The 25780-nt window shown below is 55.5% G+C and carries 24 protein-coding genes and 1 riboswitch; of the genes, 15 read left to right on the top strand and 9 right to left on the bottom strand.

Going from position 1 to position 25780, the window contains the following annotated elements; genetic code table 11:
- The first annotated feature begins 109 nt into the window (after window positions 1-109).
- Together H1D41_RS15035 and H1D41_RS15030 are read left to right on the top strand one after the other, a co-directional pair.
- Window positions 110-433, top strand: a complete 324-nt coding sequence (locus H1D41_RS15035; protein WP_107495199.1) for a 2Fe-2S iron-sulfur cluster-binding protein — start codon at window positions 110-112, stop codon at window positions 431-433.
- 2 nt (window positions 434-435) lie between these two features.
- Window positions 436-1191 (top strand): FG-GAP repeat domain-containing protein, encoded by a 756-nt coding sequence (locus tag H1D41_RS15030; protein WP_228849682.1) that lies wholly within the window; start codon window positions 436-438, stop codon window positions 1189-1191.
- Window positions 1192-1252: 61 nt separating this feature from the next.
- Here the strand turns inward: H1D41_RS15030 and H1D41_RS15025 are convergent, their stop codons facing one another.
- Together H1D41_RS15025 and purD are read right to left on the bottom strand one after the other, a co-directional pair.
- On the bottom strand, window positions 1253-1390 hold the full coding sequence (locus H1D41_RS15025; protein ID WP_228849681.1) for a hypothetical protein: 138 nt from the start codon (window positions 1388-1390) through the stop codon (window positions 1253-1255).
- Window positions 1391-1400: 10 nt separating this feature from the next.
- The gene (gene purD / locus H1D41_RS15020; protein WP_228849680.1) at window positions 1401-2663 is read right to left on the bottom strand and encodes a phosphoribosylamine--glycine ligase; all 1263 of its coding nucleotides are present in this window, start codon (window positions 2661-2663) and stop codon (window positions 1401-1403) included.
- Window positions 2664-2741: 78 nt separating this feature from the next.
- On the opposite strand from purD, the gene xseA reads away from it, so the two are divergent.
- The gene (xseA, locus tag H1D41_RS15015; protein ID WP_228849693.1) at window positions 2742-4334 is read left to right on the top strand and encodes an exodeoxyribonuclease VII large subunit; all 1593 of its coding nucleotides are present in this window, start codon (window positions 2742-2744) and stop codon (window positions 4332-4334) included.
- Between the two features lie 12 nt (window positions 4335-4346).
- Here xseA and H1D41_RS15010 read toward each other — a convergent pair whose 3' ends face one another.
- Together H1D41_RS15010 and H1D41_RS15005 are read right to left on the bottom strand one after the other, a co-directional pair.
- A complete protein-coding gene (locus H1D41_RS15010; protein ID WP_228849679.1) occupies window positions 4347-4742 on the bottom strand; it encodes a hypothetical protein in 396 nt (131 codons plus the stop codon).
- Window positions 4739-5833, bottom strand: coding sequence for an alkane 1-monooxygenase (locus tag H1D41_RS15005; RefSeq protein ID WP_228849678.1), 1095 nt, complete (start codon window positions 5831-5833; stop codon window positions 4739-4741). The genes H1D41_RS15010 and H1D41_RS15005 overlap by 4 nt, the downstream gene beginning before the upstream one ends.
- 174 nt (window positions 5834-6007) lie before the next feature.
- On the opposite strand from H1D41_RS15005, the gene H1D41_RS15000 reads away from it, so the two are divergent.
- From H1D41_RS15000 to H1D41_RS14970, 7 genes are all read left to right on the top strand, one after another.
- A complete protein-coding gene (locus tag H1D41_RS15000; RefSeq protein ID WP_228849677.1) occupies window positions 6008-7687 on the top strand; it encodes an NAD(P)H-dependent oxidoreductase subunit E in 1680 nt (559 codons plus the stop codon).
- Window positions 7688-7721: 34 nt separating this feature from the next.
- Complete coding sequence (locus H1D41_RS14995; RefSeq protein WP_228849676.1) at window positions 7722-8381, top strand: lysoplasmalogenase; 660 nt, start codon at window positions 7722-7724, stop codon at window positions 8379-8381.
- Window positions 8382-8468: 87 nt separating this feature from the next.
- Window positions 8469-9506, top strand: a complete 1038-nt coding sequence (gene ftsY, locus H1D41_RS14990) for a signal recognition particle-docking protein FtsY (RefSeq protein ID WP_228849675.1) — start codon at window positions 8469-8471, stop codon at window positions 9504-9506.
- Window positions 9503-10369: a hypothetical protein gene (locus tag H1D41_RS14985; RefSeq protein WP_228849674.1), complete on the top strand. Its 867-nt coding sequence runs from the start codon at window positions 9503-9505 to the stop codon at window positions 10367-10369. Before ftsY ends, H1D41_RS14985 begins: the two co-directional genes overlap by 4 nt.
- Before the next feature lie 6 nt (window positions 10370-10375).
- Window positions 10376-11278: a DMT family transporter gene (locus H1D41_RS14980; RefSeq protein WP_228849673.1), complete on the top strand. Its 903-nt coding sequence runs from the start codon at window positions 10376-10378 to the stop codon at window positions 11276-11278.
- A gap of 1 nt (window position 11279) precedes the next feature.
- Window positions 11280-11885: an inner membrane-spanning protein YciB gene (locus H1D41_RS14975; protein WP_228849672.1), complete on the top strand. Its 606-nt coding sequence runs from the start codon at window positions 11280-11282 to the stop codon at window positions 11883-11885.
- 117 nt (window positions 11886-12002) lie between these two features.
- Window positions 12003-12950 carry a DMT family transporter gene (locus H1D41_RS14970; RefSeq protein ID WP_228849671.1) on the top strand — a complete coding sequence of 316 codons (948 nt, stop codon included), beginning with the start codon at window positions 12003-12005 and terminating at the stop codon, window positions 12948-12950.
- A 96-nt stretch (window positions 12951-13046) separates the two neighbouring features.
- On the opposite strand, the gene H1D41_RS14965 is transcribed toward H1D41_RS14970, so the two are convergent.
- Window positions 13047-13754, bottom strand: coding sequence for a glutathione S-transferase family protein (locus H1D41_RS14965; protein ID WP_228849670.1), 708 nt, complete (start codon window positions 13752-13754; stop codon window positions 13047-13049).
- A gap of 133 nt (window positions 13755-13887) precedes the next feature.
- Window positions 13888-13967, top strand: a riboswitch (SAM riboswitch).
- A gap of 74 nt (window positions 13968-14041) precedes the next feature.
- Here H1D41_RS14965 and metZ point away from each other — a divergent pair.
- The 4 genes from metZ to H1D41_RS14945 all read left to right on the top strand — a co-directional run bounded on the left by metZ (window position 14042) and on the right by H1D41_RS14945 (window position 19659).
- Window positions 14042-15232, top strand: coding sequence for an O-succinylhomoserine sulfhydrylase (gene metZ, locus H1D41_RS14960; protein WP_228849669.1), 1191 nt, complete (start codon window positions 14042-14044; stop codon window positions 15230-15232).
- A 174-nt stretch (window positions 15233-15406) separates the two neighbouring features.
- Window positions 15407-16507 (top strand): GTP cyclohydrolase FolE2, encoded by a 1101-nt coding sequence (gene folE2, locus H1D41_RS14955; RefSeq protein WP_107495211.1) that lies wholly within the window; start codon window positions 15407-15409, stop codon window positions 16505-16507.
- 106 nt (window positions 16508-16613) lie between these two features.
- Window positions 16614-18062: a TrkH family potassium uptake protein gene (locus tag H1D41_RS14950; RefSeq protein WP_228849668.1), complete on the top strand. Its 1449-nt coding sequence runs from the start codon at window positions 16614-16616 to the stop codon at window positions 18060-18062.
- Between the two features lies 1 nt (window position 18063).
- A complete protein-coding gene (locus H1D41_RS14945; RefSeq protein ID WP_228849667.1) occupies window positions 18064-19659 on the top strand; it encodes a 5-guanidino-2-oxopentanoate decarboxylase in 1596 nt (531 codons plus the stop codon).
- Between the two features lie 74 nt (window positions 19660-19733).
- Here H1D41_RS14945 and H1D41_RS14940 read toward each other — a convergent pair whose 3' ends face one another.
- The 4 genes from H1D41_RS14940 to H1D41_RS14925 all read right to left on the bottom strand — a co-directional run bounded on the left by H1D41_RS14940 (window position 19734) and on the right by H1D41_RS14925 (window position 24689).
- Window positions 19734-20267: a hypothetical protein gene (locus H1D41_RS14940; protein WP_228849666.1), complete on the bottom strand. Its 534-nt coding sequence runs from the start codon at window positions 20265-20267 to the stop codon at window positions 19734-19736.
- A gap of 500 nt (window positions 20268-20767) precedes the next feature.
- Complete coding sequence (locus H1D41_RS14935; protein ID WP_228849665.1) at window positions 20768-21409, bottom strand: hypothetical protein; 642 nt, start codon at window positions 21407-21409, stop codon at window positions 20768-20770.
- Window positions 21410-21464: 55 nt separating this feature from the next.
- Complete coding sequence (locus H1D41_RS14930) at window positions 21465-23198, bottom strand: trypsin-like peptidase domain-containing protein (RefSeq protein ID WP_228849664.1); 1734 nt, start codon at window positions 23196-23198, stop codon at window positions 21465-21467.
- Between the two features lie 132 nt (window positions 23199-23330).
- A complete protein-coding gene (locus tag H1D41_RS14925; protein ID WP_228849663.1) occupies window positions 23331-24689 on the bottom strand; it encodes a hypothetical protein in 1359 nt (452 codons plus the stop codon).
- 154 nt (window positions 24690-24843) lie between these two features.
- Between H1D41_RS14925 and H1D41_RS14920 the strand changes: the two genes are divergently transcribed.
- Complete coding sequence (locus H1D41_RS14920) at window positions 24844-25770, top strand: glycine--tRNA ligase subunit alpha (RefSeq protein ID WP_228849662.1); 927 nt, start codon at window positions 24844-24846, stop codon at window positions 25768-25770.
- Window positions 25771-25780 lie beyond the last annotated feature (10 nt).

The raw sequence follows: 25780 nt of genomic DNA, 5'->3' as shown, positions 1-25780 counted from the left end.
CATTAGCTTTGCTACTGGGGTGGCATCGGATTTTGTGACTGGATTGCCGCGCGATTGCGGGCTAAGGATTCTCTCACGAATTCCTACTGATGCGAGAAGGCAGGTAACAATGGCGAAAATCACCTATATCGAACACAATGGCACGGAACATGTTGTGGATGTTGCGAATGGTCTGACTGTGATGGAAGGCGCGCGCGACAATAATATTCCCGGTATCGAAGCCGACTGCGGCGGTGCCTGCGCCTGTTCGACCTGTCACGTCTATGTGGATCCGGCCTGGGTTGAGAAAGTACCTGCAAAGGACGCGATGGAAGAAGATATGCTGGATTTCGCTTTTGAACCGGATCCCGCGACCTCCCGTTTGACCTGTCAGATGAAAGTGACCGATGCGATGGACGGTCTGATCGTGAAAATGCCTGAAAAACAGATCTGATCATGCAGGCGCCGCGTCCGATGTCCCGCCTGTGGCGCAACAGTATACGCGGCGCTTTGCTGACCCTGTGCCTGTGGCAGATGCCGCAGGCTGCGATTGCGGATGAGATGATCACCGGCGCCCGTTTTCTTGGAGAAACGACGGACTATCCCCATGGGGTTCTGGGGGATGTCGTTGAATTTACTGTTCTGGCGATCGACAGTGAAGACACGGACGGACAACGGTTCCGACGCAGTTTTTCTGTATGGCCGGATCATGTCTTTGAAGATCTTGAACCCCGGCTCTGGGATGTGACTGGTGATGGAACCCCGGAAGTTGTTGTTGTTCTGACCAGCGTGACAAAAGGCGCGTCACTTGCGATCTATACGCTTGATGGAATGTTAGCCCGCACGCCGTTCATTGGCCGCAAAAACCGCTGGCTGGCCCCTGTTGCCGCCGGGGATCTGGATGGCGACGGCCAAATTGAAATCGCCTATGTCGACCGGCCGCATCTAGCTAAAACTCTGCGGCTCTGGCGATTACAGGGATCTGAGCTTGTGGAAATCGCAAACATTGACGGGCTGACCAATCACCGGATCGGTGATGCGTTCATTCAGGGTGGCCTGCGGGACTGCGGCAATGGACCCGAACTGATCACAGTTGATACTGCCTGGCGAAATATTATGGCGACACGTTTTGATGGTGCAGATCTGACGTCTACGGCCGTCAAGCCATATAGCGGCCAAAGCAGCATAAATGATGTGCTGGACTGTCGCTGAGTATGCCAGGCACAGCTTCAGTTCTGGCCGATTTCCTGTAAAAACTCTGACAGAGGAAGCGTTAATCCGGGATAGCGGCGAAGTTATCTTCAACTGTGATGGTCTGACGTGCAGTATTCCAGACCAGAGTGACAAGTGTTCCCTGCCATTCTGTTGCGTCCTTCGCGCTCTCTGTCAGGTGTGGGGGCAGCGCCCCCACTTGGGTTTGCTTAAAGCGCGCGCCAGCCGATGTCAGAACGGTTAAACCCTTCTGGCCATTCAATCTGGTCAATCATTGCATAGGCGCGGTCGCGTGCCTCTGCCAGATTTGCACCGCGCGCGGTTACGTTCAGAACACGTCCGCCGGTGGCGACAAGTTGCCTCTCGCGCAAAGATGTTCCCGCATGGAAGACCATATTCATACTGTCTTCTGGCAGGGCATCCAGCCCGTTGATCGCAGTGCCTTTTTCATATGCGCCGGGATAGCCATTCGCCGCCATCACAACGGTAATCGCCACATCATCAGCCCAGTTGACCTGCGCCTGATCAAGCCGCCCTTCTGCCGCCGCCAAAAGCAGATCCAACGCCTGCGCCCCAAGGCGCATCATCAGGCACTGACATTCCGGGTCACCAAAGCGGGCGTTATATTCCACAAGCCGGGCCTGGCCGTCTTTGATCATGAACCCGGCATACAGTACACCCTGATAAGGCATGCCGCGTTTCGCCATTTCTTTCAGCGTGGGTTCAATGATTTCACGCATGGCGCGGGCGGCAATGTCATCGGTCAGAACAGGGGCAGGGGAATAGGCGCCCATGCCGCCGGTGTTGGGGCCTTCATCGCCATCATAGGCGCGTTTGTGATCCTGGGCCGTGCCAACAGGCAGGGCGTTTTCACCGTCACAGAGGATGAAGTAAGAGGCTTCCTCGCCATCCATGAATTCCTCAATCACGACTTCCGCGCCCGCATCACCGAATGCTCCGTCAAACATATCATCAAGTGCGGCGAAAGCTTCGGCCTCATCCATGGCAACGACAACGCCTTTACCCGCGGCAAGACCATCGGCCTTCACCACAATCGGCGCGCCCTGTTGGCGCACATATTCTTTGGCGCTTTCCGCATCGGTGAAGCGTTTCCACGCGGCGGTTGGTGCTCCGGCTGCATCACAGATTTCCTTGGTGAACCCTTTGGAGGCCTCAAGCTGCGCCGCCTGTTGTGATGGACCAAAACACAGCACACCTGCTGCGCGCAGACGATCCGCCACACCATTGGCAAGCGGTGCTTCCGGCCCGATCACCACAAAATCAATCGCATTTTCTTCACAGAACCCCACAACGGCAGCACCATCATTGATGTCAAACGCCGCACATTCCGCAATCACCGCCATGCCGGCATTGCCTGGGGCGCAGATCAGCCGGTCACATTTCGGGTTCTGTTTCACTGCCCATGCCAGCGCATGTTCACGCCCGCCGCTGCCGAGGATCAGGATATTCATAAGGCACCACCTGTGGTCTTGGGTTTCGTTGATTTGCGTTCTATGGTGCGCGGCAAGACAAAACAAGTATGGCGCGATATGTCCGACCTTTTTGAAGACCCGACACCTGAAAAGCAGACCAGTGGCAATGCACCGGAATTTTCCGTTTCCGAGATTGCAGGCGCGGTCAAAAAGACCATTGAGGGTGCTTTTGGCCGTGTGCGTGTGCGCGGTGAGGTTGGCCGTGTGACGCTTGCACGTTCAGGCCACATGTACTTCGACATTAAGGATGATCGCGCGCTGATCAATGCGGTCAGCTGGAAGGGGCAGGTTTCCAAGCTTGCGGTAATGCCCGAAGAGGGGATGGAAGTCATCGCCACGGGCAAACTGACGACCTTTGGTTCGCAGTCGAAATATCAGCTGACAGTGGATGCGGTGGAAATCGCCGGCGAAGGCGCGCTGATGGCCCTGCTGGAAAAGCGCAAGAAAGCCCTGGCAGCGGAAGGCCTGTTCGCGCCGGAACGTAAGCAGCCGATTCCTTTTCTGCCGGAAATCATCGGCGTTGTGACCTCGCCCACAGGCGCAGTTATCCGCGATATTCTGCATCGCCTGTCTGATCGTTTTCCACGCAAGGTTCTGGTCTGGCCGGTGGCGGTGCAGGGCGATGCCTGTGCACCTCAGGTGGCGGCTGCGATAGAAGGGTTCAACGCGATGACACCCGGCGGTGCTTTGCCACGGCCTGATTTGCTGATTATCGCCCGTGGGGGTGGCTCGGTTGAGGATCTCTGGGGATTTAACGAGGAAGTTGTCGCCCGTGCGGCGGCGGCATCAGACATTCCGCTGATTTCGGCGGTAGGTCATGAGACCGACACAACCCTGATTGATTTCGTATCAGACCTGCGCGCGCCTACGCCCACGGCAGCGGCAGAACATGCGGTGCCGGTGCGGGCGGAGCTTCTGGCCTGGACTTCGGAGCAAGAAGCACGGTTAACAAGAGCTTTGACACAAGGTCTGTCGCGGCGTGGAGAACGACTGAGGGATATTTCCCGTGGCCTTTCAGATCCCCAAAACTTTGTGAATACAGCGCAACAACGACTTGACAGATGGTCTTCACAACTGGATTTGGCATTGCGAACCGAGGTGTCCAGGAAGCGTGCAAGATTTCAGGAGCACGCCGGTGCAATTAGGGTTGCCTCTCTGCAGGGGGGAATTACCCAACGTCGAGCCGATCTGGAAAAGTTGGCAGAACGCCTTGCGTCGGCTCCTGGTCGTTATGCTTCTCGGAAGAAAGAAGACTTCTCCAAGCAATCAAACCGGCTCCGCTCTGAGATAGTAGTGCGCCATGTCCGCGAGGCGTCTCGCAGTGCAGAGGGCCTGTTTCAGCGCCTTTCTGATCGGGCCACACGCCAGCAACAGGATCGCCTGCAAAAACTGGAAGCGCTGGATCGTTTGCGCCAGACGCTGGGTTATAAAGCGACGCTGGCGCGTGGCTATGCCGTTGTGCGCGGGGACGGGGATCTTGTGACCAGTAAAGCGACCGCCGAACAGGCCGCAGCGCTTGAGATTGAGTTCGCAGATGGGGTTTTGGTGACCGGGCAGGCAGGTGCACCAACTGCGCAACCGGCAGGGCGCAAACCTAAGATCATCCGTGGCGGTGGTGAAGAGGATGGCGGTCAGGGCAGCCTGTTCTGAGGCATAGCAGGGCTAACTGCCAAGATATTCCTGATGGCAGGCCAGGGGCGCTGCATCGCGGCTGAGTTCTTCAAGTTCGGTTGCCGTGCCTGATGTTGACACCACACGCAGACCGTTTTCTTCGGCATAAACTTCCCAGCACACCGGATCCGGCTGATTTTCATATATGAAACAGATGTGTTTTCCCTGCGCATACCAGTGACCGGGCAGGCATTCGCCCGATTGACGTTGCCAGATCACGCGATTGCCGGACAAATAGGTTTCCGCCCCGTAAAATTCGCCATTCAGACTGAAGGTAAATGTGCGCCCTTTGGTAAGCTCATGAAAGCCCTTTTGACCCAGCGGTTCACTTGCCATGCCCGGCAGGGTGGACAGAAGAAACAGGCTGACAGCAGAAATCAATTTCATGTCTTATGGCTCCAGGACTGTCCGGTTTCGTGTCCGGATGACAGGGCGGCAACCCGGTGGTCCATGACTTTAAACCAGCGGCGTGGAAAAAGGGCGAGGGTTGCCATCGTGGGCAGAGAACGCGGCAGAACCGGCATTTCCCCGGGTGTGATTTCCAGAGACGGCCAGGGGCGCATCGGGTTCTTGTGGTGATCTGAATGACGGGGGGCGTTCAGCATCAGACGGGACGAATAAAAATGCGGACTGTTCCAGCTGTGCATCGGGCCGCAGGGTTCATACCTGCCATTTTCCATGGGCGCGCGTTGCAAGCCATAGTGCTGCACATAATCCGACAGCATCAACTGCATCTGCGCAAAAGCCGACAGGGCCAGCAGCACGAACACAGCTTTCAGCCCTCCGATGAGAAACGCCAGAAACAGCATCAGAACCGCGCCACCCAGATATTGGGTGTAGGGGTGAATGAGGGGATTTACCTTGCCATCACGGTGACGCAGTCTCGCACTTTCAGCCTTCAGGCCCGCAAGAAAAGCCCCTTTCCAGGCACGTGGGAAGAACTGCCAGAAGCTTTCACCCATATGCGCTGAATTCGGATCTTTCGGGGTGGCAACAAAGCGGTGGTGAACCAGCACATGTGCGGATGTGTGATGCCCGAACAGCAGTGAAATATAGACCCACTTTCCAAGGTTAAACAAAAGCTTATCCGATCTGTGGATCAGTTCATGCGCATTTGAATTGCTGACCTGACCAAAGAAATGGCCAAGGGCGGAAAACAGAAACAACGTTGCCCAGAACCCCATATCCTGGTTCATGGACAAGGCCCGCACCCCGAGGAGCAGCAAGAAAAAATGTACACCGGCCAGAGCGGCAGAAAGTCGGTCTGCGGCGATCAGCGCCTCCGGCGAATCTGAAGTCGCCAGATCTGTTGGCAGGATTTCATCCATCACGGCCGTTAATAAAGCGACGGAAAGGAACGCGAGCAACGCCCAGAGGCCGCCAAATATCATGGCGATCACCAACAGAACAACAGGCACAGAAATCACCAGGCCATAGGTGGCAATGGGGAAGCGGCGGGAAAACTCAATGAACAACATGTAAGATTGCTATCCGGCGCACGACGACAAAGCCAGAGGGAAAAACGTCGTAAACTGCGCCTCTGGCCACCAAACTGTCGCTTTTTTGAATGGCAATTCCCAGAGCGCGGGTTAAATTCGCGCGAATACATAGCCAGGTGCCGGATTCTCCGGCCAAGCGACGGAGGTTGAGGCGTGGATAACAGAGCAGGGGTCTGGAAATCAGGCAAGGGCAAAGGCCGTCACACACCCAAAGGCCGTCAACTTGACGATCAGGCACACAGTGAAGTTCTGGAACTGATTGGCGCTGCGCCGCATCGCCGTGATCTTCTGATCGAATATCTTCATCTGATTCAAGATAAATTCGGCCATATTTCTGCGGCACATATCCGCGCTTTGGCGGATGAGCTGCGCACAGGTCAGGCGGAAATCTATGAAGTCGCCAGCTTCTACGCCCATTTCGACGTGGTGCGCGAAGGCGAAGCGGTGCCACCGGCGCTGACCATTCGTGTTTGTGACAGCCTGTCTTGCGAACTGGCGGGTTCTGAGGCGCTGCAAAAAACGTTGGAAGACGGTCTGGATGCGTCCGAAATCCGCGTTGTGCGCGCGCCTTGCATGGGCCGTTGTGACACAGCACCTGTGCTGGAAATCGGCCACAACCACATCGATCATGCGACACCTGAACTGGTGAACAAGGCGATTGCAGCGGGGGACACCCACGCGCATATCCCGGATTACGAAACCCTGTCTGCCTATGAGGCTGAGGGCGGTTATGGCGAGCTGAAATCCCTGCGCGCGAATGGCGACTGGGAAGCGGTTCAGGCCAACCTGAAAGAAGCCGGCCTGCGTGGTCTTGGCGGCGCGGGTTTCCCATCTGGTATGAAATGGGGCTTTGTGCGCGCAAATGTTGGCACACGTTACCTTGCCGTCAACGGCGATGAGGGCGAGCCAGGCACATTCAAAGACCGTTACTATCTGGAACGCACTCCGCATCTGATGCTGGAAGGCATGCTGATCGCGGCCTGGGCTGTGGAAGCGGAACGTTGCTTTATCTATATGCGCGACGAATATCCTGCGGTTCTGGAAATCCTGCGTCGTGAGATCAAAGCGCTTGAAGATGCGGGCATGGTTGAAGCTGGATATATCGAACTGCGCCGTGGCGCGGGCGCATATATCTGCGGTGAAGAAAGCGCGATGATCGAATCCATCGAAGGCAAACGTGGCGAACCTCGTCACCGTCCGCCTTTTGTGGCCCAGGTCGGGATTTTCAACAAACCAACGCTTGTGCATAACGTCGAAACCCTGTTGTGGGTGGCACGTATCTGCCGTGAAGGCGCGCAAGTTCTGAACTCTGTTGAGAAAAACGGTCGCAAAGGTCTGCGCAGCTATTCTGTGTCTGGTCGCGTGAAGAACCCGGGCGTGCATCTGTTGCCTGCCGGATCTACCATTACGGACATCATCGAGGCCTGTGGCGGAATGCTGGATGGTCATGCGTTTAAGGCCTATCAGCCGGGTGGCCCGTCCTCTGGTCTGTTGCCTGCGCATATCAACGATGTGCCGCTTGACTTTGACACGCTTCAGCCGCTTGGCACTTTCATCGGGTCTGCTGCTGTGGTTGTTCTGTCTGACAAGGACAGCGCGAAAGAAGCAGCCCTGAACATGCTGCGCTTCTTTGAAGATGAAAGCTGTGGCCAGTGTACGCCGTGCCGTGTAGGTTGCGAAAAAGCTGTGAAGCTGATGCAGGCGGATAAATGGGATCAGGGTCTGCTGGAGGAACTGGCGACGGCTATGGGTGATGCATCCATCTGTGGTCTGGGCCAGGCCGCACCAAACCCGATCCGTCTGACCATGAAGCATTTCGCAGACGAAATCTGACGCCGGGCATATGGCGTTGCCGGAAAGGGACGCCATGTTTTTCACCGATGTTATGATCTTGATTTTAACCGCTGCCTTTCTGGCGGCGGTTTATTTTTTTATCTACTGCTATCGCGGTGCAAGCTGGCCCAAAAGCATCGTCAAAATCCTGTCTGTCCTGTTGTTGGCAGTGGCCGGATATCTTGGCGGGGCAGAAGATCTGCTGATCCTTGCGCTGGGTCTTTCGGCTGTCGGGGATTACCTGTTGTCGCGTGACAGCGAGGGGCAGTTTCTTGTGGGCGTTGCGGCGTTTGCATCGGCCCATATCGCCTATGTCGCGTTGTTTCTGACAACCAGCGGGGCAGGGCTGCACCGGCTTTCGCAGGCGGATCTTTTCATTGTTGCCGGGCTGGTGCTGTTTGGTCTTTTCATGATGTCCGCGCTGTACCGGAAAGCCGGGGATCTGCGCATCGCGGTCTGCATCTATGTGCCGATTATCCTGTCTATGGGTGTTGCTGCTCTGATGATGCCTGGCGGTTACCTGGGTGTGGTTGTAGCGGCGTTCCTGTTTATGGTGTCTGACAGCATTCTGGCCTCTGAAATGTTCCTGCTGCGCGAAGACCACCCATTGCGGCGCATCACGCCTTTTGCGGTCTGGTCCACATACTGGCTGGCGCAGGCGGGGTTTTTGCTGGCCTATCCGGTTAATCTCTGACGCCTGTGGTATCTAAATTTCGCAGCCCCCCTTCCATCTGCGCCCGCTCTGCCTTAACTCAGACTTAAGAGCATTCCGGGAGCCACCATGTCTTTCTTTAAAAAACTCAAAAACCGCCTGACCCGCAGCTCTGACAAGCTGAGTGACGGGCTGGATGCGATTGTTGAGGAAACGGCAGAGGGTGCCGCACCGGCTGCAGAAGCGCCGAAAGCAGAGCTGCCAAAGGCCGACGCCAGCCCCGGGTTGATCTCGCGCGTGCTGGGGGGTGCCGGGCCCGGGGCCGTGAAACGGGAACTTGATGACGAGATGCTGGAGCAGCTCGAAGAGCTGCTGATTTCCGCTGACATGGGCGTTGATACTGCCCTGCGGGTGACGGCCAATATGGCGGAAGGGCGGTTCGGCAAGAAACTGTCCACGCAGGAAATCAAGGATCTGCTGGCCCAGGAAGTGGCCCGGATTATGGAACCTGTGGCCCGTCCGATGCCGCTTTATGCGAAGAAACCCCAGGTTGTTCTGGTCGTTGGCGTGAACGGTGCCGGCAAAACCACCACCATTGGCAAGCTGGCCAGCCAGTTCCGCGCCGCCGGGAAATCCGTGGTGATTGCCGCAGGCGACACGTTCCGCGCCGCAGCCGTGGAACAGCTTCAGGTCTGGGGCGAACGGGCCGGTGTGCCTGTGCTGACCGCACCTGAAGGTTCTGACCCGGCAAGCCTTGCTTTTGACGCGATGGTCAAGGCCGAAGCGGATGGGGCAGATCTTCTGCTGATCGACACCGCCGGGCGTCTTCAGAACCGTCAGGATCTGATGGAAGAGCTTGCGAAAATCGTGCGTGTCATCCGCAAAAAAGACGAAACGGCCCCGCATAACACCCTGCTGGTTCTTGATGCGACCACCGGGCAAAACGCCCTGAACCAGGTTGAAACCTTCCAGAAACTTGCGGATGTGTCCGGCCTTGTGATGACGAAACTGGATGGCACCGCGCGGGGCGGTGTGCTTGTGGCGCTGGCTGATAAATTTGGTTTGCCGATCCATGCGATTGGCGTGGGTGAACAAATCGATGATCTGGACGCTTTTGACCCTGAAGATTTTGCAAAAGCCCTGACGGGCGCAGAGGACATTAAATGATGACTTACAAAACACCGCTTTTCGCCCTGGCCCTGGCCGGAATGATGACCCCAGCTGCTGCCGCAACAGATTGCGCATCTGAATGGGTGTTGATCAGCCAGATGACAAATGCTGACGGCAGTGAAGCAACTCTGGATGATGACGCATGCCAGGTTCTGAACATTTCCTGGGCAGATGGCACCACGGCAGACAGTCTGCGCTGGAAGGTCCCGGGTCTGACAGAGGCCGCTTTGCAGGGGATGGCACCACAGGCTGCAAATGTGATCATTACAGGCATCCGTGAAAGTGAAGTCAGCGCAGACATGGGGGCTTTGGCTGGCAAGCCGGGTGACATGGTTCTGTCCTACACATGGGATGCGACGAGCCGTGCGATGAATATCTCTGATCTTTCGGTCAGCTTTGAAGGCGGGCAGGGGATCGCTGTGTCAGGGACCGTGAATGGACTTGATCTGTCTTCTCCGCAAATGATGCAGATTTCCGCCATGTCTGCCGCCCTGACGGATCTGGATGTGCAGGTGAAGGGTACGGATATGCTGGCTCTGCTTGCAGGGATCGAGGATATTGCCGAAGGAAACCCAACCTCTGCGCCGACCGATGAGGAAATTCAGGAAGCCAACGCCTTTGTTGATCAGCTTCCGCAGGCGACATTTGATGCGGCTTCCCGTCAGGCGCTGAAAGATCTGGTCGCGGCTCTGCCGGAACCAGAACAAGGCCTGCGCCTGATCCTGCAGTCCGAGGTTGGCCTGTCTGCGATACGTCTGATGCCGGTTCTGATGGCGGGTGATGCGGAACCCGCCCAGATCATGGATATCCTGTTTGATGGTGCGACCGTTGATGTAACCTACCCATGGGTTGCTGAATAAACTGTCATGAGCGCCTGGCTGATTTCCTTAGAAGGCACAGAGGCCGGGCATCAGCTTGCGCTTGTCCTGGCCCTGGCGGCGGCTTTTCTGCATGCGGTGTTCGGCGCAATGCAGAAAGGGCGCTTTGATCCATGGGTCATGCGTGGCGCGATTGATTTCAGCTATTTTGCCATTGCAACGCCCTTTGCCCTGTTTGTTGTGCCCTGGCCCGAACCCCATATGTGGGGGATCTTTGCCGGCGCTTTTGTGATCCATTTCATCTATAAATACCTGCAGGCCATGGCCTATCAGCGTGGCGCTTATACGGTGGTTTATCCCGTTGTGCGTGGCATGGGGCCTTTGTTCACGGTGATTGGGGCCGGGTTTGTCTTTGGCGAAACCTATAGCGGCATGCAATGGGGCGGGGTGTTTCTGCTGGTCGGCGGGATCTTTGGTCTGGCGCTGTATAACTATTTCACCCAGCTGACAGACCGTCGTGAATTGCTGCATGCGCTTGGCCTTGCGGTGCTGACGGGGGCCATGGTTGCGGTCTATACCACTTATGACGCCTGGGGCATCCGCGCGACGGCTGATCCGTTCACATTCCTCGCCTGGTTCTTCATGATTGACGGGCTTGCGATGCCGTTTTTCGGCTGGAAACGCTGGAAAACAATAACGCCGCGTCCGCCCGTTGTGCCGCTGTTTAAACGTGGCGTGGCCGGGGCGCTGGTGGCATATGCATCTTTCGGATCGGTCATGCTGGCCACACGTCTTGATAAAGTCGGCGAGGCCGCCGTTCTGCGCGAAACCAGCGTGGTCTTTGCGGCGGCGATTGGTGTACTCTTCTTAAAAGAAACCGTCGGACCGCGCCGTCTGTTTCTGATGGCGCTGATTGCGCTGGGCGCGGTGTTTGTGGAAACCGGAGGCTGATATGAGCGAAGAAAAAGAACTGAAACCCTGGGTAAAACCGGCGCTGGAATTCGGGCCCGTGTTGTTGTTTTTCATCGCTTACGGGCGCTTGAAGGAACAACAGTTCACCTTTGGTGGTGAAGTGTATGAAGGCTTCGTTGTCGCAACCGCGCTGTTCATCCCGCTGCTGGTGGCCTCCACCCTGATACTTTGGAAACTGACAGGTCATCTGTCAAAAATGCAGCTGATGACGCTGGTACTGGTTGTGGGGTTCGGCGGGCTGACCGTCTGGCTGAATGACGGCAGTTTCTTTAAGATGAAACCAACGATCCTCTATCTGTTCTTTGCTGGTGCGCTTGGCTTTGGCCTGTTGCGTGGCAAAAGCTATATGCAGGTGATGATGGATTCTGCATTGCCCTTGACGGATGAAGGCTGGATGGCGCTGACGAAACGCATGGCTCTGCTGTTTCTCGGGCTGGCGGTTACCAATGAATTGGTCTGGCGGATGCTGACCGAAGATACCTGGGTCAAGTTTAAAACCTTCGGCATGCCTGTGATTATGTTTGGCTTCTTTATGCTTCAAAGCGGATTGATTTCAAAATACTCGACCGAAGAAGACGAAAGCTGACCAAGACGAGGGGCCAGCCCCTCGTGTTTTCCGGAAAATTATAAACAAAACTGCAATCCATTGACCAATGTCGCAATTGGGGTGGACGCGTGTTTTGATGACCTATTCAGGTGAGACATGACTGACAGTATTTCCACGTCCCGACCCGCTGACCGCATTCTTGCAGGTGTTGCCCTGATGCTGGGGTTTTGTCTGACCGCGCCCATGCTGGATGTGGCAGCCAAACTGGCATCTGACACCATACCTGTGGGGCAGATTACAACCGCGCGCTTTGTCGTACAATGTGTGCTTATGGCACCGTTTATCTGGATCATGGGCCTGTCATTAACCGTGGCACGTGCGCACTGGCTAACACTTGCGTTGCGCGCCCTGCTTTTGCTTGTCTCGACGTTTTGTTTCATCGCAGCAATCCGTGTGATGCCGCTTGCAGATGCCCTGGCAATTGTCTTCGTAGAACCATTTATCATCCTGCTTGTGGGTAAATATTATCTCAGCGAAGATGTCGGCCCACGTCGTGTGGGGGCGGCTGTTGTCGGGTTTGTGGGCGTCTTATTTGTGATCCAGCCCAGCTTTGCGACCTTCGGCGCTGTTGCCTTGTATCCTCTTGGTACGGCTGTCGGCTTTGCATTCTATATCCTCGTCACCCGCGGTTTGTCGCGCCGGATACATCCTGTCACCCTGCAATTTTACACAGGCCTGATCGCCAGCCTGTTTTGCATCCCGGTTATGATACTGGCCCAGGGGTCAGGGTCTGAGTTGCTGGATCTCGTCTGGCCGGAAGGTGTCACATGGCTATGGCTTCTGGGCGTAGGGTTTTTCGCGACATTAAGCCATATGATGATGACCTACGGGCTGTCGATGGCCCCTTCGGCCACATTGGCCCCACTGCAATATCTGGAATTGCCCATATCAGCCGTATTGGGTTATCTCGTGTTTCGCGATTTCCCGAACACCCTGGCCCTGACAGGCATAGCCATCATCATCGGGGCGGGGCTGTATATGGTACACCGGGAAAGGGTAACCGCCAAACAGCTGGTCACCGAACGTGCAGCGCCACCCATCTGAATTGTGAGACACCTGGAAGCCTGACGGCGCGTAAACGCCGCCATTTTTGTTCTGTAAATGTCCTGGGGAGTCCCGCAGGGACGGGGGCTGACCCCCTTAGCCTTTGCGCTTAAACAAAAGCTCCTGGGCATTTTTGTCATCCTGCAGATTTGACCGATTCTCAGCCGCCACGGCCTTCCCTGCAATCACAGCCGGGCGCGCGCCAACCGTATCAAGCCAGCGTTTCAGGTTTGGTTTGTCAGACAGATCCTGCTGCTGCCCTTCCCAGAGAATGGCCCAGGGCCAGATCGCAATGTCAGCGATGGAAAAGAAATCACCGGCAACAAATTCACGGTCGGCAAGGCGCCGGTCCAGCACACCATAAAGCCGCGCGACTTCATTGCGGTAACGATCCTTCGCATAGGGCAGATCGTTGGGCGGATCCATGGCGGGCGCATATTTCAGGAAGTGATGCGCCTGACCGGCCATCGGGCCAAGGCCGCCCATCTGCCACATCAGCCATTGTTCGACTTCAATGCGGTCGCGTTCCGTTTCGCCGTATAGTTTGCCGGTTTTGCGGGCGAGATATTGCAGGATCGCCCCGCTTTCAAACAATGACACAGTCGCGGCATCCGGCCCATCAGGGTCCACAATCGCGGGCATCCGGTTGTTGGGTGCGATCTTCAGAAAGTCAGGTTCAAACTGTTCCCCCGCACCGATATTCACCAGATGCAGATTGTAGGGCAGATTAAGTTCCTCAAGCGCGATGGAAATTTTCCAGCCGTTGGGCGTGGGCCAGTAGTGCAGATCAATGGGGTGTGTCATGCGTATCTCTCCTGATGATGCCTCAGATCTTTGTTGTTTTATGCGTTTCCGCAAGGGGCATTGCCGTTGCGTTAACATAAAATTGATCTGCGCCCGGGCAAAAACCTTGACCCGACTCACCGGCTGACGGTATCCACCTCCTCGTGGCGATTTGATTAACCGGATTGCGGGCCACGTTAAATATACTGCTAAAGAGGTCTGGGTTTACTTACATCCCGTGCCTTTACCGGTACGGGTTTTTTTTGGTTTCGACCCTGGCGGGGCGGGCCTGACAATGGAAGATGAAGATGAGCAAGCGCGAAAATACCTATCAACCGCGGACAAACCTTGTGCATGGCGGCACCCAACGCAGCCAGTTTGGGGAACTGTCTGAGGCGATGTTCCTGACCCAGGGTTTTGCTTATGCCAGTGCTGAGCAGGCCGAAGGCCGGTTTATTGAGTGTCCGGATGATGAATTCATCTATGGCCGCTACGGCAACCCGACCGTGCGCATGTTTGAAGAACGCATTGCGATGCTTGAAGGCGCTGAGGCCGCTTTTGCCACAGCTTCTGGTATGGCTGCGGTGAATGCGGCGGTGACCGCGCCTCTGAAAGCTGGCGATCATGTGGTTGCCGCGAAGGCGTTGTTTGGATCCTGTCTCTATATCCTTGAAGAAATCCTGCCACGCTTTGGTGTCGAGGTGACATTTGTCGATGGCACCGATCTGGCGGCCTGGAAGGATGCGCTGCGCGAAGACACAAAGCTTGTGTTCTTTGAAAGCGTTGCCAACCCGACACTGGAAATCATTGATGTGAAAGCCGTGTCCGATCTGGCCCATGCTGTGGGTGCGATTGTGGTTGTTGATAACGTCTTTGCCACGCCTGTTCTGTCGCGCATGCTGGATCGTGGTGCGGACGTTGTGGTCTATTCCGCAACCAAACATATCGACGGGCAGGGGCGTTGTCTGGGTGGTGTGATCCTTGGCTCGCGCGACTATGTGCGCGGCACCTGTGAGACTTACCTGAAACACACCGGCGCCTCTATCAGTCCGTTTAACGCCTGGGTGATGCTGAAAGGTCTGGAAACGATTGATCTGCGTGTGCGGGCACAGGCCGCGTCTTCGCTGAAAATTGCAGAGGCTTTACAGGGGCATCCGAAACTGGAACGTGTGATTTACCCTGGCCTGAAAGATCATGCCCAGCATGACCTGTGTATGGAGCAGATGCAGGCGGGCGGCACTGTGATCGCGCTGGATCTGAAGGGTGGCCGGGATGAGGCATTCCGTCTGCTGAATGCAATGAAGATCGTGACGATTTCCAACAACCTCGGGGATGCGAAAAGCCTTGCGACCCATCCGGTGACCACAACCCACCAGCGCCTGTCTGAAGAACAATGCGACGCGCTGGGGATCACCAAAGGCCTTGTGCGTCTGTCCATTGGTCTTGAGGATGCGGATGACCTGATTGCAGATCTGAAAAACGCTTTGGATGCTGTATAAGCAAACGCGGGGCTTTCCCCATCGAGGGAAAAGCCCCGCGGCCCGACAAAGCGGGCGTGTCTGACGCAGGAGGCACAATGAATGCCGCAAAACCCGATTGCGCCGACGGAATTGGCGCGGTATCTGGCGCGAAAGCTGTTATAGTGACAGCGTAAGTTTCCCCAGGGGGCGGTCATGGATACGTTCAACCCAGATAAAACAGCTATTTCCCGCGAAGATGCCGAGGCTGCGCTGAAGCTTTTGCAGAACTGGGCGGCGGAGGCCACGGTGACGGAAGTGGCGGAGTTGCATCCTTCTGTTTCGCGTCTGCTTCCGGGCAATGAGGTGGCGAATTATCCGGCGCTTGCAAGAGCTTACCCAGAAGAGTTCACAGTTGATGAGGCCTATAAAGCCTCACTTCCGGATCTTCAGAACGGGCCGGAAAGCCTGATCAAAGGCGCAAAGCGTAATATTCAGCATGTGGGGATTTCGAATTTCCGCCTGCCGATCCGATTCCATCGCCGGGATGGATCTGACCTCACGCTTGAGGCGTCGATCACCGGCACCGTCAGCCTTGAGGCCGGGCGCAAGGGCATCAATATGTCCCGCATCATGCGCACCTTTTACACGCATTCAAAGAAGACCTTTTCCTTTGATGTGATCCAGGATGCGCTGGCGGATTACAAAACTGACCACGACACATTTGATGCCCGCATTCAGATGCGCTTTTCCTTCCCGATGGAAGTGATGAGCCTGCGTTCTGGTCTGTCTGGCTATCAGTATTACGATGTGGCACTGGAACTGACGGAAACGGCCGGTGAGAAGAAACGCATCATTCACCTTGATTATGTCTATTCCTCAACCTGCCCATGTTCGCTGGAGCTGTCTGAACACGCCCGCCAGGTGCGCGGTCAGCTGGCAACACCGCATTCCCAGCGGTCCGTTGCGCGGGTCTCTGCTGTGATGAAACCGTCTGAAGATCGTCTTTGGTTCGAAGACCTGATCGACATTTGCCGGGCATCGGTCGCGACTGAAACCCAGGTGATGGTGAAGCGCGAAGACGAGCAGGCTTTTGCAGAACTCAACGCCGCCAACCCGATCTTTGTGGAAGATGCGGCGCGTCTGTTTGCAGAAGGTTTGCAGAACGAAGAACGCATCGGGGATTTCCGCGTGATTGCCAGCCATCAGGAAAGCCTGCACAGCCATGATGCGGTGTCGGTCCTGACAGAAGGCGATACCTTCCTGAGCGAAAGCTTTGACCCGAAACTGTTCAGCACGTTGTTCCACGTCGGGTAGTCCGGCGGATCATATGCATGGTTTGTGCATAACATATGCATAGATTGTGCATGGGCAAAATCACGGCTCTCTTGACACTTTGCGCCGCGCGGGTGAAGCCTTAGCCATGTTTGATCTGCGCCCGGTGGGCTATGTAATCGGCCTGCTTGTGGCCTTTCTCGGGGTGACCATGCTGGCCCCTATGGCGGTTGATTTGCGCGACGGCCATGAACACTGGGTTGTCTTCCTGGAAAGCGCTGTGATCACCTCGCTGACCGGCGGGCTTGTGGCGCTGGCCTGTCAGAACGGCTTGCGCCAGGGGCTGACAATCCGCCAGACCTTCCTGCTGACAACCGGTGTCTGGCTGGCGCTGCCTCTGTTCGGCGCGTTGCCTTTTGTCCTGGGGGTGCTGAACGCCGAACCGGTGGATGCGTTTTTTGAAGCCATGAGCGGGCTGACCACCACGGGCGCAACGGTTGTGTCGGGCCTTGACGATCTGCCGCGCAGCCTGCTGTTGTGGCGCGGCCTTTTGCAGTGGTTCGGCGGCGTGGGTATCATTGTTGTGGCCATGGTGTTCCTGCCGGAACTGCGCATTGGTGGTATGCAGATCTTTAAGTCCGAAGGCTTTGATACATTTGGGAAAATCCTGCCCCGCGCAACTGAGATTTCAAGTCGTATCTCTGTGATCTACGTTGGTCTGACACTGGCCTGCGCGATTGCCTATATGATCGGCGGCATGGGGCGGTTTGATGCGGTTGTGCATGCGATGACCACCGTGGCGACGGGCGGGTTTGCCAATTATGACAGTTCTTTCGGCGGGTTTTCCCCGTTTGCGCAATATGCCTGCACGGTCTTTATGCTGCTCGCTGCTTTGCCCTTTGTGCGTTATGTGCAGATGCTGGCAGGCACGGCGCAGCCCTTGTTGCGCGACAGCCAGGTGCGGTCTTTCTTTATCACGGCCATTGTGCTGGTGATCGCGCTGACGCTTTGGCGGCTGAATGATACCGGCGATATTTCAGAGGCCCATTTTCGTGAGGTGTTGTTTAACACCGTCTCCATCCTGACGGGCACGGGCTATGCCAGTGCGGATTACATGCTTTGGGGCAGTTTTGCTGTGACGCTGTTTTTTATCATCGGGCTGATAGGCGGCTGTGCGGGGTCAACCGCCTGTTCGATCAAGATCTTCCGGTATCAGCTTTTGATTGCTTCCGTGAAATCGCAGATTCGCCGGATCCATTCCCCAAACGGAATGTTTGCGCCCCGATATGAGGGCAGAACGATCCCGGAGGAAGTTTTGAGCTCGGTTATGTCGTTCTTTGTGTATTTTATCGTGACCCTGGGCGTTATCTCTGTGGCACTGGGGCTGACCGGGCTGGATTTCACAACATCCGTTTCCGGCGCCGCAGCAGCACTGGCCAATATCGGGCCAGGACTTGGAGATAAAATTGGTCCGTCGGGGAACTTCGCCGGGCTGACAGATACGGCAAAATGGATCCTGGCGGCAGCGATGCTGATCGGGCGACTGGAACTGATGGCGGTTTATGCCATCCTGACAGTGAAATTCTGGAGAGACTGACATGACCACATCCCTGACCCGGCCACTTGGCGCACAGATGTCCCATATGCTGAAGGATCGGGGGGTGGATGTGATCTTCGGCATTCCCGGCGTGCATAATGTCGAACTGTATCGGGGTATTGAAGAAGCCGGGATCACCCACGTGCTGGCGCGTCACGAACAGGGCGCGGGGTTTATGGCAGATGGCTATGCACGTGCGACCGGCAAGCCGGGGGTGGCGTATCTGATCACCGGGCCGGGGATGTGTAACGCGATGACACCGATGGGGCAGGGATATTCGGATTCTGTATCTATGCTGGTGATTTCTTCCTGTCTTGATGAGATCGCGAACCGTCGTGGCCAGTTGCACCAGATGAAGGATCAGGAAGCGGCAGCGCGCACGGTTTGTGACTGGTCTGAAACCGCGCTGACAGCCGATGCGGCCTATGGGTTGATGGATCGGGCCCTGGTGGAGTTTGAGGTGAAACGCAAACGCCCGAAACATATTCAGGTGCCGATTGAAGTGCTGGGCGCACCGGTGGCCGGGCCATCATCCGAAGCACCACGCGGTCAGCTTCCACTGGCCCGGCCCGCAGATGTCGCGACTGTGGCAGCGTGGCTGAAGGCGGCAAAAAAGCCGATGTTTATCTTTGGTGGCGGGGCTGTGGCCGGATATGAGGAAGCGCGGGCGTTGATGGAAGTGACCGGTGGGGCTTGCTTTGTGACCTATGCCGGGCGTGGTGTGATCGCATCGTCTGACCCACTGAACTACGGCGCTTATCTGTCCACACCAGACAGTGCCAAAGAGATTGAAAGTGCAGATCTGGTGATCGCACTGGGCACGGAACTGGCGGAAGTGGATATCTGGCGCGACACGATTGGCGCCTGCAAAAAACTTGTGCGCGTGGATATTGATGCAGAGTGTTTGCAGGATGCACATCGCGCTGACCTGCCGATCATGGGCGATGCGCAGGCCTTTATGCGGGATGCGACAGAAGCCCTGAGCGGGCATCAGCATGCAAGCCAGTGGGATAAGGGGCGGATTGCGACATTGCGGGCGGCCTGGCGGGCTGAGACAGAAGCCGCGCGCCCTGGTGTCTCGCGGTTTGGGGATGCTCTGGCGGACATCCTGCCTGAGAACACGATGATTTATTCAGATATGACCCAGATCGCTTATGTTCTGAAGAACACATATCCGGTGGAGAAACCTGGTCAGTGGCATCACCCTTACGGATTTGGAACGCTTGGCTATGCGCTGCCTGCGGCGATTGGCGGTAAGGTTGGGGTTGGTGATGACCCGGTGATTTCGATCATCGGTGACTATGGGTTCCATTATACGATGCAGGAACTTGGCGTTGCCGTGGAACTGGGGCTGAGCCTGCCGATTATTCTCTGGGATAACGGGAAGTTAAAAGAAATCGAGGATGCGATGGTGCGCAGCCAGATCGCGCCCAACGCGGTGATCGCGCAGAACCCGGATTTCTGTAAGCTGGCAGAAGCTTTTGGTGCGAATGCGGTGGCGCCAGTTGATATTTCAGGTTTTAAGGGCGCGGTGACTGAGGCCTTAAAAGCTGATGGTCCGACGCTGATTTACATCACGCCGGATGTGCAGGACTAAGCAGACCCACAGCGAAAGGGCAGGTTTAGCACGGCCAAAGGGGGACGTGCTAAACTGATCTACGTTGGCTCAGATCAATCTGCGACTTTGCGAATGGTGAAGATCACGTCATCATCCCCGATGTAAGTGGTTTGATTGGTACCTTCGTTCATACCAAGATCATAACGCCGCAGAGGCACAGTGATCTCATCATCATGAGACAGATCCGCCAGGCCCATCAGGTAATTGTCAGGTTCAAGTTCCGGACCAACCATCGCCATGATACGCAGTGAACTGGCGTCCGTTGTGATCTCAAATTCTGCTGTCTCCAGGTGGTTGGTCTGACCGGTCCAATCCCCAATTGTATCTTGTCCATTCCCAAGCAAACCACCTTCACCAAGGGCGCTGAGAAGTAAAAACGGAGACCCCTGAACAGCGAGGAAGCGGGCTGGCAGGGTCAGGGATCCGTCTTCCTCAAAATAGATCGCATCCTTGTCGGCGGGGCCCATGACATATTGTGTGATATGTTCGTCGGGCATCAGGTTTTGCGCTGTGACCAGATATGTGTCGGCCGTTGCCCCTTGGGCGAACAGGGCAAGCAGTGGGATCAGTGGTTGAAAAAGACGCATGGTGCTATTTCCTTTCATAAGAGATGGGTTAAGCAAGCAATCGATATGCTTCAACTCTACTGATCGTTTCTAAGGAGAGGCCGAAATCGGAGCAATATCCTGAGGTCTGAACTGCGAGATATGTGAACAGAAGTGATCTGCCGGTAGTTCTTTTCAAACAAAAAAGGCGCACCAAAATGATGCGCCCTTGGAATTGTATCAGGGGTTTGTCAGTTCCAGCAACTGACCAGCAACCTCAGATCAGTCGCAGGTGCCGTTAATTCAATCGGCGCGATAGGGGTGTCACCGGTTGATATTGCGCGCTTGAAAGAAGCGGTGACAAAAGCGCTGGATCATGCCGGGCCGACACTGATTTATATTACGCCGGGGGTTCAGGACCGAGGGGAAGTTTAAAGTCTTTAAAGCGCCAGAAGGGTATTGTTTAAAGACTTTACAGCTGTCTGACGGGGATATTTGTTTTGATCGCGGGCGGACGGAAGGCTTTATGTGGTTAACAGCCGTCAACTTTTGGCGTCGACAAGGTCCCCATTTGCAAACTGCTGCATGACGGCCTCGTCAAAAATTGGAGTAATTTGGGGGTAGGCAGAGCCATCGGGCAATGTTTTGGGGAAGGCCGGATCGAGCAACAAGAACTTTCCGCGCAGCCCGCCAAATAGCTCCAGCCAGATCATCCGCATCTCATTCTGAATTTCGAGTGACGGAAACAATGTCCGTTTTCCGTTATAGAATTCATTCCAGGTCGGCCCACAAAGAATTGTACTTCTTTCTGTTTCGGTAGGCGTTGCAAAATCTGTAACTGGCGTGCCAATCGCTGTGATCCGGATGATCGACTTTCCTTCGCGCTTTCCCTGGTCAATATCTTCCTGACGTTTAATATTTCCCCAGGGCAACCCGTCAATAAAGCATGCACAACTGAAACCTATGCGGAACCCGTCTTTATAACAGAACATAAACGATCTTGTGCCATCCCGGCTTCCGCTCCCATACGCATGCATCGAAATTTCGGGGTCTTCCGTTTCCACGCTTGCCTGAAGCCCCCCTGATGGGGGATGCCTGATATGCCAGTATTTTAAACCTGTTGAGGTTGTTAAAAAGGGCGTTCCTTCGGGAACAGAACGGGTTTTGCTATAGGTGACACGCATAAATGGATACCAGTTAAGGAAAACGCGCCCCAAGAGTCCCGGAGCGCGTTTGGGATCAGTTCCAGCAGCTTACAAGCACGGTTGTGTCTGCGGCGAGTATTGTCAGTTCCTCCGGCGCGATGGCGCCAGAGGAGACAGGCGCACTGGCGGAGAGGCCATTGGCGAAGAGCAGGTCAACAAGCGCGGAAGAGCGTGTCGCGAAACGCACAATTTCCGGGAGTCGCTGACCTTCGGGGGAAGTTGCGGGATTGAGCAGGCCAATCACCGCGCCGCTTGCGTCAAAGACCGGGCCACCGGCGTCACCAGGTTCAGCGAGCATGGCAAGGCGTTGCAGGTTTTCTTCACCATTCAGACCGCGGATGTCTTCAAGGCGGCCCCAGGTCAGTGTGGCGGCAGGCAACACGCCTTCAAAAGGGAAGCCCGCAACGATCACATCCGACTGAATACGCGCAGCACCATCACGCAGACCGGCCACAGCGGCTGGGGCGATTGAGGAAACAGGGCGCAGGGCGGCAACGCCCAGAGTATCGTCAGAGAAGATCACTTCCGCGATGGTATCATGGTTCAGTGTGATTTCTGAACATTGGCCCGTGACCTCTGATGTGGTCAGAACAGTGCCATTGTCAGAAATGAAGAAGCCGGACCGTGACAGCGTGGGTTTGCGGATTTCAAGGCCTGCGAGCAGATCAATGCTTTGATCACTGCCTGGGTCACTCAGGGGCAGGGTGGTGCCTTGCAGTGGTATGAAACTGTCCTGCATTGCAGACAGAACCCGCAGGCGACGGCGTTCGTCATTCAGAGGCCAGACAAGGGTGAACCCTTTGACTTCGCCATTGGCAAAACGGGCTTCGGTGTGGCTGATGAATGTGCTGTTTTCACCCACAAGCGTAAAGCTGTTGGCGTCTTTGCTGCGCGGGCCTTCTGTCGGCACGATTTCGAGGGTCTGCATAATGTCATACAGCCCATGCAGGGTGGCCTGGGTACCTGCCTGAGAGATCAGCAACATGCGCACGTCGCTGTCGTCTTTGGCGTCGAACTGCACAAACGGGTATTCTTCGCGGGATCGGGTCACCAGGGCGGCGGGTATATCCAGTGTGATACCTGCGGCTGCATCTGTGTGGGATGCCATGCCAATGCCGGCAAGCACTGCGTTGTAGCTGTCGATAAGTTGGGCGCGCTGGGCCGTGGTCAGAACCCCGGTGGCCTCATGGTTGTTGGCTTCCTGCCAGGCCGCCATTGAGGCGCGGGTGCCCCGGCCAAAAGAACCATCAATTGTTGAGTTATAGAAACCGTCCCATTGCAGGGCGATCTGCAGGTCTTTTTTCTCATCCCGGGTCAGGTTGCTTTCGGAACGGCGGGCTTCGCGCGGGGTTTCATCGGGGGCAACCGGGGTTGCTTCCAGCACGGTTTCAACCTGCTCAACCGGTACAGGGGTTTCCACAGCCTGTGGGCTCGTCAGCGCGGTTGCGCCTGTGGGCCAGAATTGCTGGGAATAATCGACGCTGTTGGTGATATAGCTGTCACGCGGAATGCGGCCAGTGTTCTTCAGGCTGCGCATTTCGCTTTCGGCCTGTTCCGCGGTGAAGGGGCCAAGTGCGATTGCATACCAGCCGGAGCGCATCCGGAAGCCATTAACGTTAAACACATCATCCGACCAGGCGCGCGCACGCTGCTGTGCGCCCTGAAGGTCGGGTTTGGCTTCGATCTGAACGAAGGTGTTCTGAGCGAAAGCGGGAAGGGCGAAGCCTGAGATCAGCAGAAATGCTGAGATAAGAAGGCGTGAAAGCATGGATGAAAAAACCCTGTCTGGCAGTCCGAATCCTGGCGAAGCTATCAGAGTGGGCCGTAGATGGATATGGGGAGAAACCTGACCTGAGGGGAGTGTGTGATTTGGGTTGTGCTTTGAATGACCAGAGCAGATCTACGGTGTGTACCCTTTTGCATCTTCCGCAATCGCATCGGTTGAAACATCCTGTGCGGATGAACGATCTTCCTTGATTTTAGGAGCGCTTTTCTTCCACGCGGTTAGGTTGGACCCGATATCGCGGTAGAATGCAGGAACAATATCTTCAAGATCGGTGATGAAATTTGCTTGTTGCGAAAATCTTGCCCCAAGGCGTTTTGAGTGGAAAACGTGAAAACTGTGTGGTGCCAGGTTGTCTTTCCCTTCAGCGGCTTTATCCGGGTCTTCCTTCAGGATCGCAGCAGGGAATTGGGTAGGGTCATTCCGGCCGGGCCACATCAATCGGATGAAAAGGTCGTCAGTATTGTCGATTTTGACCTGTTTCAATAACCAGTTGAGGCGGGCTTTTGTGGTGACTTTGTCTTCGGTTGCACGCAAGGTCATCCCGACGTCAATGCAGCGTCTTGTAATATCTGCCGTGACTTCCAGAGGGGCGGCGGCATCCGGAATTTCCAGCGAGGCAGTCAGATGTTGATTGTCGCGAAGCGCTGAAATCTCGTCTTTGGCCCGAAGTGTAAGATCATTCTGATGCTTGCGACTCAGACGTTCACTGACATGGGTTTCCGTCATGCGACTGAGAATAAAGGAAAGGTCGCGTGTTTCCTGGTGCCAGGCACTGACCACCGCAGTAGCGTCGGGCGATTTTGCTGGTATGACGCCTCCGCTTGAGACGAGTTTGTTTATTTCGACCCATTCTTTGGGCATTCTGTGAAAACCTTTTACCCCAGCACTTTCATGTGACAGGAAACGCCTGAGTTCGTTGAGCAACATGCTCTGATCAGTGTCCGCAACATTTTCCTGACTGATCAGAAGATCGGCAATTGTCAGGATATACATCCAGGACCAATGGAAAACGGGGATCCTGGATTTGCTTTTCTGAACGTCTTCGATGGGATGAGACGTTGGTGTTGTGGTAAACTGGTTTGAAATTGAGATCACAGCGTCGATACCATTGTCTTTTGCGAGCCGCCGGTACTTTTCAATTTGTGGGGCTTCCAGTTCACTGGAGCCAATTTTGGCTTCAACCAGTGCTTTCCATTCACGCTTTCCGGTTCTGAGGATGATCAGGCCGTCGGGGCGATCTTTGCTGTCGGTAGGGCGATTTTTCAGGACAACTTCAGTATATGTTTCCAGTTTTGTGCGCACCCCGGCACGCTGACCAATGCTCTGCATCAGATTTGCGCCAAACTCATCTACCTTTGCGAGGCAGGCTAAGACGATTGATGTTGTGCGACCTTCTTTTGAGGTTGTTGAAAGAACCGGAAAAAGGCGGGCCTGTTCGCCCTGTACGAGATATTCGGGGAGCTTATCTGACATCAAATCAATCCATAAATTAAGATAAATCAATCAAACACACACAACTTAAAGTTGTCAACTTTAAGGTGCTTTCTATATTCACTGCGCATCCCGTTGCATTTCCCCCCGCCACCGCCTATCACCTCCGCAACAAACACCACCACAGGGGCATGATATGGCTGTGCAGGACAAACCCACTTGTTTTCAGGACATCATCCTGAGACTCCAAAGCTACTGGGCTTCCAAAGGCTGTGCCATCATGCAGCCCTATGACATGGAAGTTGGGGCAGGGACGTTCCATCCGGCAACCACGCTGCGCTCGCTCGGGACACAGCCCTGGGCTGCGGCCTATGTGCAGCCGTCCCGTCGCCCGACTGATGGGCGTTATGGTGAAAACCCGAACCGCTTGCAGCATTACTATCAATACCAGGTGCTGATTAAGCCAAGCCCGCCCAATCTGCAGGAGCTGTATCTGGGATCACTTGAGGCGATTGGCGTGGATATGGAAATGCACGACATCCGTTTTGTTGAGGATGACTGGGAAAGCCCGACGCTGGGTGCCTGGGGGCTGGGCTGGGAAGTCTGGTGTGACGGCATGGAAGTCAGCCAGTTTACCTATTTCCAGCAGGTGGGTGGCCATGACTGCACGCCTGTGTCTGGTGAGTTGACCTATGGTCTGGAACGTCTGGCGATGTATGTGCTGGGTGTCGACCACGTGATGGATATGCCGTTTAACGATCCGCAAAGCCCGATCGCCCTGTCTTATGGGGATGTGTTTAAGCAGACCGAAGAAGAATACGCCCGCTGGAACTTTGATGTGGCGAACACGGACGTTTTGCTGCGCCACTTTGAAGAGGCAGAGGCGGAATGCGAGGCTATCCTGGCCCAGGAGCATGATGACCCGAAAACCGGCAAGCGCATCATCATGGTGCATCCGGCCTATGACCAGTGCATCAAGGCCAGCCATATCTTCAACCTGCTGGATGCTCGTGGCGTGATTTCCGTGACGGAACGCCAAGCTTATATTGGCCGTGTGCGTGCGCTGTCAAAGCAATGTGCGGATGCATTCGTGCTGACCAAAGCCGGTGGCGCTGCGGCTTAAGGCCAGAGAC

It is taken from the genome of Halocynthiibacter styelae, from assembly GCF_016123485.1.
Lineage (GTDB): Bacteria > Pseudomonadota > Alphaproteobacteria > Rhodobacterales > Rhodobacteraceae > Halocynthiibacter > Halocynthiibacter styelae.
This window is presented reverse-complemented; position numbering and strand designations above follow the sequence as displayed.

Excerpts from the sequence above, each read along its gene's own strand:
- H1D41_RS14930 (WP_228849664.1), bottom strand. The coding sequence starts at position 23,198 with ATGCTTTCACGCCTTCTTATCTCAGCATTTCTGCTGATCTCAGGCTTC.
- H1D41_RS14995 (WP_228849676.1), top strand. The coding sequence starts at position 7,722 with ATGTTTTTCACCGATGTTATGATCTTGATTTTAACCGCTGCCTTTCTG.
- H1D41_RS14985 (WP_228849674.1), top strand. The coding sequence starts at position 9,503 with ATGATGACTTACAAAACACCGCTTTTCGCCCTGGCCCTGGCCGGAATG.
- H1D41_RS14970 (WP_228849671.1), top strand. The coding sequence starts at position 12,003 with ATGACTGACAGTATTTCCACGTCCCGACCCGCTGACCGCATTCTTGCA.
- H1D41_RS15010 (WP_228849679.1), bottom strand. The coding sequence starts at position 4,742 with ATGAAATTGATTTCTGCTGTCAGCCTGTTTCTTCTGTCCACCCTGCCG.
- H1D41_RS14950 (WP_228849668.1), top strand. The coding sequence starts at position 16,614 with ATGTTTGATCTGCGCCCGGTGGGCTATGTAATCGGCCTGCTTGTGGCC.
- H1D41_RS14975 (WP_228849672.1), top strand. The coding sequence starts at position 11,280 with ATGAGCGAAGAAAAAGAACTGAAACCCTGGGTAAAACCGGCGCTGGAA.
- metZ (WP_228849669.1), top strand. The coding sequence starts at position 14,042 with ATGAGCAAGCGCGAAAATACCTATCAACCGCGGACAAACCTTGTGCAT.
- H1D41_RS15035 (WP_107495199.1), top strand. The coding sequence starts at position 110 with ATGGCGAAAATCACCTATATCGAACACAATGGCACGGAACATGTTGTG.
- xseA (WP_228849693.1), top strand. The coding sequence starts at position 2,742 with ATGTCCGACCTTTTTGAAGACCCGACACCTGAAAAGCAGACCAGTGGC.
- folE2 (WP_107495211.1), top strand. The coding sequence starts at position 15,407 with ATGGATACGTTCAACCCAGATAAAACAGCTATTTCCCGCGAAGATGCC.
- ftsY (WP_228849675.1), top strand. The coding sequence starts at position 8,469 with ATGTCTTTCTTTAAAAAACTCAAAAACCGCCTGACCCGCAGCTCTGAC.
- H1D41_RS15030 (WP_228849682.1), top strand. The coding sequence starts at position 436 with ATGCAGGCGCCGCGTCCGATGTCCCGCCTGTGGCGCAACAGTATACGC.
- H1D41_RS14965 (WP_228849670.1), bottom strand. The coding sequence starts at position 13,754 with ATGACACACCCCATTGATCTGCACTACTGGCCCACGCCCAACGGCTGG.
- H1D41_RS14980 (WP_228849673.1), top strand. The coding sequence starts at position 10,376 with ATGAGCGCCTGGCTGATTTCCTTAGAAGGCACAGAGGCCGGGCATCAG.
- purD (WP_228849680.1), bottom strand. The coding sequence starts at position 2,663 with ATGAATATCCTGATCCTCGGCAGCGGCGGGCGTGAACATGCGCTGGCA.
- H1D41_RS14940 (WP_228849666.1), bottom strand. The coding sequence starts at position 20,267 with ATGCGTCTTTTTCAACCACTGATCCCACTGCTTGCCCTGTTCGCCCAA.
- H1D41_RS14935 (WP_228849665.1), bottom strand. The coding sequence starts at position 21,409 with ATGCGTGTCACCTATAGCAAAACCCGTTCTGTTCCCGAAGGAACGCCC.
- H1D41_RS14925 (WP_228849663.1), bottom strand. The coding sequence starts at position 24,689 with ATGTCAGATAAGCTCCCCGAATATCTCGTACAGGGCGAACAGGCCCGC.
- H1D41_RS14920 (WP_228849662.1), top strand. The coding sequence starts at position 24,844 with ATGGCTGTGCAGGACAAACCCACTTGTTTTCAGGACATCATCCTGAGA.
- H1D41_RS14945 (WP_228849667.1), top strand. The coding sequence starts at position 18,064 with ATGACCACATCCCTGACCCGGCCACTTGGCGCACAGATGTCCCATATG.
- H1D41_RS15005 (WP_228849678.1), bottom strand. The coding sequence starts at position 5,833 with ATGTTGTTCATTGAGTTTTCCCGCCGCTTCCCCATTGCCACCTATGGC.